Below are 6,780 nucleotides of genomic sequence, written 5' to 3' on the forward strand. Positions count from 1 at the left end.
CTCCCGCCGGCCCTTCGCTTTGCTGCGGTTTCTTAGGGCATCTGCGGCGCCGTCGGACTGCCGGCGGAGCCTCATTCCGAGAGAATCGGGCAAGGAGCGCGGCGGAGGACGTACGGGCGAAATGCGGTGAGATCGAGTAGACTCCGGCGCGGCAATCAGAGAAAAATACAAAAACATCATGGAAAAAGATCTCACGCACCCGTCCTTCAATCCCGACGAGGCGCTTCAGGCCCGCTCGATCTTCCTCACGGCGCTCCCCCTCATGGCGGGGCTGCTTCTCGAGCAGCTGATCGGCCTCACGGACGTGCTCTTTCTCGGCCGCTACGGCGAAGTCGAGCTCGCCGCCGCCGGCGTCGCCGGAATCTACGTGATGCTCCTCATGATGATCGGCTGGGGGTACTGCATCGGCGCGCAGTCGATGATGGGGCGCGCAAACGGCGCGGGCGACCATGCCCGGACGGGCCGGATCTTCCGGCAGGCGGCGCTCTTTCTCATTGCGGGCGGCGTTGCGGTGACGCTCCTCTCCTTCCTCTTCTTCGACCCGGTCTTCGGGCGGTCGTTGGGCGACGGGCCCGTGCGCGAAGCCGCCTGGGACTACGTCTTCTGGCGCACGGCGGCGCTTCCCGTCGCCTACCTCTGCATTCTCGGGCGCGTCTTCTTCGTCTCGATCCTGCGCGCGCGGATCCTCACGTGGAGCAGTCTCGTGATGGTCCTGGTCAACTGCGCCCTCAACGCCGTCCTCATCTTCGGCCTCGGGCCCTTCCCGGAGATGGGGATCGCCGGCGCCGCCATCGCTTCGGCGCTCGCCGAATTCGCCTGTCTCGGCGTTCTCTTCGGGCGCCTCGCCTGGGAGCGGAAGTGGCTCGAGCGCTGTCTCAGGGGTTCGTGGGCGTTCGAGCGCGGGATCCAGGGCGAACTGATCCGGCTCGGGCGCTGGCTCATGCTCCAGGAGGCCGCGGCCTTCGGCGTCTGGCTCTTCTTCTTCATCGCCGTTGAACACGCCGCGGGCGAGCGCGGCCTGGCGGTGAGCAACGTCGTGCGTCAGTTGGGCGCCATGCTCTTTCTCTTCGTCCACGCGTTCGGGAGCACCTGCGGCTCGGTGGCGGCGAACCTCGTGGGCGCAGGCGTTCCTGCGCGCGTCCCCGAGGCGGGCCGCCTCGGCCTCAAGCTCTGCTTCTGTGCGATCGCGCCGGTGGCCTTGGTCTACCTCGCCTTCCCGGAAGCGGTGTTGGGCGTCCTCACCGACCTCCCCGAGGTGATCGAGGGCGCGGTGCCGCCCTACTACGTGATGCTCGCCTCCTACGTCCTCACCGTGCCCTGCTACTTCTTCTTCATGATGATCGAGGCGCTCGGCTGCGTGAAGGAGACCTTCCGGACGACGGTGACGGCCGCCGCGGTCTACGGGCTCTACATCTGGCTCCTCACGCTCGTCACCACGAACACCGCCGTCTTCTGGACCTCGGACTTCGTCTTCGGCGCGGTGATGGGGATCGGCTCCTGGATCGCCTGGCGCCGCCGCTCCTGGGAGAAGTCGGTCGAGGAGCGCGCGTAGCGGGCGGCCCGGACGATCAGCCCATCCCGCCTTTGCGGCACTCCGGAGGGAGGGCTGCGAAAGGCGGAGGGCAGCTTCGCAACGCCTGCGCCGCCGGGGTGCGCTGGCATCGGGATTTTGCTTTATCCCGCACACAAAAAAGCCGGAAAAACAGGGAGTTCGCGCGGAGTTCGACGGAACACCGGCTTCGCCTGGTCAGCGAGTTCCTGAAAGTAAGTCGTTGAGGACCAACATAGTGCCTGCAGTTCATGGGGCTCCATGGGGACGGTGCGGAGAGAAAAATTGTTTTTCGACCTCCCACGCGGCACTTCTCTTGGCTATAGTAGTGCCGTCAATCGCGCAGAGCCCTCGGGCGCGCGGTCCGGACAACCCACATACCGTTCATGGCGCCTGGGACAGGCTTCATCGCCCGGGCGGCTTCAAGGAGAAACGAATGACCAAAGGAATGAGCAAGACCGAACTTATCGCCGCCATTGCCGGGAACACCGACACCCCGAAGGCGAAGGTCGCCGAAGTTCTCAAGGCCTTCACCGACATCGTCGCCGAGCAGCTCTCCCAGGGCAACTCGGTCCAGATCATCGGCTTCGGCACGTTCGAAGTCGCCGAATACGGCGCCCGCAAGGGCCGCAATCCCATGACGGGCAAGCCGCTCGAAATCGCCGGCGGCAAGCGCGCGAAGTTCTCGGCCGGCTCGCAGCTCAAGAACGCCGTCGCCGGGAAGTAATCCGCCGCAGACGCCGCGAAGGCCGGGAGACCGCTTCAGAATGCTGAAGCAGGCGCTCCAGCACGGCCTTCCAAAGAAAAGGGCACGCAGGTGAATCCGCTTCACCGCGTGCCTTTTTTCTTTGCGCTCCACCGGGGCGGCCCCGGCGGGATCGGAGGAATTTGAGGTCACATGCCGCTCAAGCGCGAGAGCATCCGGCGCAGTTCCCCACAGGGAATCTGGCCCGGGGCCGAGGCGGTCTTCACCGCGCCGAAGGTGCCTGCGGACCCGAAGAGCGTGCCCGACGCGCGCGAGAGGACGCCCAGGGGCCCCATCGACATCGTGATCACCGGAACGGGGAGGGTGTCGGCGGCCTCGCGGGTCGCTTCGAGGAGCGTGATCACGTCCTCCTTCGACTGCGGCGTCTGCGCGACCTTGGCGACGTCGGCGCCCAAGCGCGCCATGTCGGTGAGCATTTCAACGAGGGCCTCGCGGGGCGCGGTCTTCGCGAAGTCGTGGCTTGAGAGCACGACGGGCACGCCCGCGGCGTGCGCTTCGTCGATGAGGTCCGAGAGGAGCTCCACGGGGCGGCTCATCTCAAGGTCCACCATCGCCGCGCCGCCCTTGAGCGCCGCGCGCAGGGCGGCGGCGTACTGGTGGTCGTCGACGTCGGCGGCCCCTCCTTCGTTCCTCGTTCTCAGCGTGAAGAGCACGGGTTTCTCGGGAATGAGGCGACTGAGGAGCTCAAGGCCGTCAACCGTCAGGTTCGCGAGCACCCCTTCGGGGGCGTGGATCGCATAGGCCGTGAGGAAGTCCGCGCGCCATTCGAGAACGTCGAAGTCGGCGCTGCGGTAGTGGGCCGTCTCAGCTTCGAGCTCCGCGGGATTCTTTGCCATGATGGAGACGAAGATCTTCGGCAGGCCCTCGCCCAACACCACCGGCCCCACCTTCACGGGCGCGGGACGCCGGGACTTCGGGGACTCCTCGACCCCCTCGGGGGCACCGCATGCGCACTGAACCATTCTTGAATCTCCTTCTTTTGGAATTTTGCTCGCAGGGAGAGCGCCCGGAGCGGCACGTCTCCGCCTCAATCCTTCAACGATAATGCGCCCGGAAGTCCCGGGCGCGCGGCGGATACGGAGCGTTGCAAAGGCGCGCGCACCTCAGGCGCCTTCACGCAGGCGCCGGGCGCCGTCGAGGAAGTTCTCGAGCTGCTTCAGGCCCGACTCCGTGAGGATCGACTCCGGGTGGTACTGGATCCCCTCGATCGGGAGCGTGCGGTGGCGCACGCCCATGATCTCGCCGTCGTCCGCTTCGGCGGTGATCTCGAGGCATTCGGGCAGCGACGCCCGCTCGAGCGCGAGCGAGTGGTAGCGGATGACGGAGAGCCCCTGCGGAAGGCCCGCAAAGAGCCCGCGGCCGTCGTGGCGGATGGGCGAGGCCTTGCCGTGCATCACCCGTGCGGCGTGCACGACCCGCCCGCCGAAGACTTCGCCGATCCCCTGGTGGCCGAGGCAGACGCCGAGCATCGGAATCCGGGCCGCGGCGCCCGCGCGGATCGCGTCGGGAAGAATCCCGGCGTCGGCGGGACGCCCGGGGCCGGGCGAGAGGATGAGGGCGTCGGGAGCAAGGGCGAGGATTTCGGCGGGCGTCGTTTCGTCGTTGCGCTTCACCGTCACCGTGCAGCCGAGCATCTGGAAGTACTGCACGAGGTTGTAGGTGAAGGAGTCGTAGTTGTCGAGCATGAAGAGCTGCATGGCGGAACTTCCTCAAAAGGTGTTCGTATCGAAGGGGCGAGGCGTTCAGAGCGCGAGCCCGCGGGCGGCGAGGTCCACCGCCTTCATCATGGCCGCGGCCTTGCTCTTCGTCTCCTGGTATTCGGCGGCGGGGTCGGAGTCGTAGACGATGCCCGCGCCCGACTGGATCTCGATCCTGCGGCCGCGCATCACGATCGTGCGGATCGTGATCGCGAGGTCCATCGCGCCGTCGTAGCTGAAGTACCCCGCCGCCCCGCCGTACATGCCGCGCGGGTTGGGCTCGAGGGCGTTGATGATCTCCATCGCGCGGATCTTGGGCGCCCCGGAGAGCGTGCCGGCGGGAAAGGCCGAGCGCACGAGGTCGAAGGCGTCCTTGCCCGGCGCGAGGTCGCCCTCCACCGTGCTCACGATATGCATCACGTGGGAATAGCGTTCGATCGTCATGAAGGACGAGGGGCGGACGGTGCCGGGCGCGGCGATGTGGCCGAGGTCGTTTCGCGCGAGGTCGACGAGCATCAGGTGCTCGGCGCGCTCCTTCGGGTCGGCGAGCAGCGACTTCTCGTTCGCCTGGTCTTCTTCGGGCGTTGCGCCGCGCCGGCGCGTGCCCGCGATGGGGCGCAGCAGCGCCCGCCCTGAGCCTTCGACGCGGCAGAGCGTTTCGGGCGAGGAGGAGATGAGGATGATGCCTCCCATCTTCATGAAGAACGTGTAGGGAGACGGGTTGATGAGGCGCAGCGCGCGGTAGAGCGTGATCGGCTCGAGGTCGGTTTCGGCCGTGAACTTCTGCGAGAGCACCACCTGGATCACGTCGCCTTCGCGGATGTGCCCGCGGGCGCGCTCGACCATCGCGCGGAAGGACGCCTCCGTGCAGTTGCCCTTGAATTCGGGCGCGGGCTGCACGACCGGGGCGGAGAGACGGACGGGTTCGGCGAGGCGCCGGCGCATCGCCTCGACGCGCCGCACGCCGTCGGCGTAGGCGGCCTCAAGCGTCTCGAAGTCTTCGAGACGCACCGCGGCCGAAAGCGTCATCGTGTGGCCGATGTTGTCGAAGATCACCATGTCGTCGGTGATCATCATCACGGTTGTGGGGCCCGTGAGGCCGAGCTTCGGGGCGGGAAAGCGTTCGAATTCGCCCACGGTCTCGTAGCCGAGGGCCCCCACGGCGCCGCCGAAGAAGGCGGGCATGCCTTCGGGAGCGGCGGGGCGCAGACCCTTGAGGAGGCCCCGGAGCGCCATGAAGGGGCCTTCGGGCGCGGGGAGCTCGCGCCGGCCCGCGGCGTCCGTGACGAAGGCGCGGCCCTCTTCAACGGTAAAGACCGACCTCGGGTTGAGACCGATGAAGGACCAGCGGCCGAAGCGCTCGCCCGCCTCGACGGATTCGAGGAGGAAGACGTCGGGGTCGTCCTTGAGGCGCGCGAGGACGGAGACGGGGGTTTCAAGGTCGGCGATCACGCTTTGGGTGACCGGAACGAGGTTGCCGCGGCGGGCGAGGTCGGAGAATTCAGTGAAGCTCAGCATGGCGGTGCGGGTGGTGGGGGCGAGGGGATTCTTCGGGGCGAAAAAAAGCGGACCGCAAGCCTTGATGCCTGTGGTCCGCTGCTTTTGGGGTGCGGCGCCGCTCCTACGGTTGGAGGGCGGCCGGGTTTCTCAACTTCCGCGTCTTTCTTTTCTCGCTTCCGCCCTCACGGGGGCGGGTGCACGCAGACGAACGGGCGCGGGGCTGCAGCGGACGATTCGCCACGGCCAACGCCAGGATTCGAGGAGCGTGAAAACGAGAAGCATGGAAGGTGGGAGGGAATGGAGTTGCGTTTCTTTCACTATGGCAGAGGCCGTCCTTCGCCGTCTCGGGCGTCGCGCCCGTCCGGATTGATCGGCGTCAAGCGTGAGGCGCCCGGGACGGCGACAGGAAAAGCGCAGGGGCGCTCCGGACAAACCGTGAGCGCCCCTGCGGGATGAAGCTGCGGAGGGCTTTGGGATTAGAGGATCACGAGGGAGCTCACGAAGCTCGCGGCGAGGCCGAGCACCATGATCGGGAAGGTTCTGCGCACGACCTCAAAGGGCGTGACGCCGGCGAGGCCCGCCACCGCCATCACGACGCCGGAGATCGGCGACATCGAGCGGGCGATGCCGCTTGCGAGCTGCACGGGAACCGCGAGGACGATGGTCTGCCAGGCGACCGAGGCGGCGGCCTGCGGCAGGAGCGGCGAGAAGGCGAAGAAGGCGGCGTTGCCCGAACCCGTCACGAAGGCGGCGAGCGCCATGATGAGGAACATGACGATCAGCATCGTGACGCCGCCCGCGCCCTGCATGGAGGCGGCCCAGCCGATGATGGTGTCGATGCCGCCCGAGCGCTTGAGGCCTTCGGCGAAGACTTCGGCACAGACGATCAGCAGCACCGTCGAGGTGAAGATCTTGCCCATGCCTTGGAACATCGAGCGCGTATGGTCCACGGCCTCCTTGAGGCGCCGGGTGGTCGCGAGGTCCACGAGGAAGGCAATGAAGGTGCACGAGAGGATCGCCGTCACGAGCTCGATGCGCACGCCGCTGTAGACCAGCTTGCTGAAAATGAAGAGGAGGAAGACGGGAAGAATCGGCAGAATCGCGTAGTAGGCCGGGGCCGGAGGCTGTTCGGCCGCGCCCTTCGCCTGCACCTCCTGCTCGATGCGGTAGTCGGCTTGCGTGAGGCGCCCGGACGCGAGGTCGCGGGCGTCGAACCACGAAAACCGGCCGAGGGAGCCCACGAATTTATTCGTTGGGAGGAATCGGTC

6 protein-coding genes are annotated in these 6,780 nt (G+C 67.1%); 2 read left to right on the top strand and 4 right to left on the bottom strand.

Annotated elements, in window-relative coordinates:
- Positions 1-178 precede the first annotated feature (178 nt).
- Together ACT6Y9_RS07485 and ACT6Y9_RS07490 are read left to right on the top strand one after the other, a co-directional pair.
- Complete coding sequence (locus tag ACT6Y9_RS07485; RefSeq protein ID WP_443744067.1) at positions 179-1,552, top strand: MATE family efflux transporter; 1,374 nt, start codon at positions 179-181, stop codon at positions 1,550-1,552.
- A 433-nt stretch (positions 1,553-1,985) separates the two neighbouring features.
- Positions 1,986-2,276 (top strand): HU family DNA-binding protein, encoded by a 291-nt coding sequence (locus ACT6Y9_RS07490; RefSeq protein ID WP_295478167.1) that lies wholly within the window; start codon positions 1,986-1,988, stop codon positions 2,274-2,276.
- A gap of 167 nt (positions 2,277-2,443) precedes the next feature.
- Here the strand turns inward: ACT6Y9_RS07490 and aroD are convergent, their stop codons facing one another.
- From aroD to dcuC, 4 genes are all read right to left on the bottom strand, one after another.
- Complete coding sequence (gene aroD, locus ACT6Y9_RS07495; RefSeq protein WP_443744068.1) at positions 2,444-3,277, bottom strand: type I 3-dehydroquinate dehydratase; 834 nt, start codon at positions 3,275-3,277, stop codon at positions 2,444-2,446.
- Between the two features lie 141 nt (positions 3,278-3,418).
- Positions 3,419-4,012: an anthranilate synthase component II gene (locus tag ACT6Y9_RS07500; RefSeq protein WP_443744069.1), complete on the bottom strand. Its 594-nt coding sequence runs from the start codon at positions 4,010-4,012 to the stop codon at positions 3,419-3,421.
- A 45-nt stretch (positions 4,013-4,057) separates the two neighbouring features.
- Complete coding sequence (locus tag ACT6Y9_RS07505; RefSeq protein WP_443744070.1) at positions 4,058-5,530, bottom strand: anthranilate synthase component I family protein; 1,473 nt, start codon at positions 5,528-5,530, stop codon at positions 4,058-4,060.
- A gap of 458 nt (positions 5,531-5,988) precedes the next feature.
- Positions 5,989-6,780 (bottom strand): C4-dicarboxylate transporter DcuC (dcuC, locus tag ACT6Y9_RS07510; protein ID WP_443744071.1); only part of this gene is annotated, 792 nt, incomplete at its 5' end.

The organism is Sutterella sp. (genome assembly GCF_052272535.1).
GTDB lineage: Bacteria > Pseudomonadota > Gammaproteobacteria > Burkholderiales > Burkholderiaceae_F > Sutterella.

What these genes read in the sequence shown, in the direction of transcription:
- ACT6Y9_RS07490 (WP_295478167.1), top strand. Translation starts at nt 1,986, where the DNA reads ATGACCAAAGGAATGAGCAAGACCGAACTTATCGCCGCCATTGCCGGG.
- ACT6Y9_RS07505 (WP_443744070.1), bottom strand. Translation starts at nt 5,530, where the DNA reads ATGCTGAGCTTCACTGAATTCTCCGACCTCGCCCGCCGCGGCAACCTC.
- aroD (WP_443744068.1), bottom strand. Translation starts at nt 3,277, where the DNA reads ATGGTTCAGTGCGCATGCGGTGCCCCCGAGGGGGTCGAGGAGTCCCCG.
- ACT6Y9_RS07485 (WP_443744067.1), top strand. Translation starts at nt 179, where the DNA reads ATGGAAAAAGATCTCACGCACCCGTCCTTCAATCCCGACGAGGCGCTT.
- ACT6Y9_RS07500 (WP_443744069.1), bottom strand. Translation starts at nt 4,012, where the DNA reads ATGCAGCTCTTCATGCTCGACAACTACGACTCCTTCACCTACAACCTC.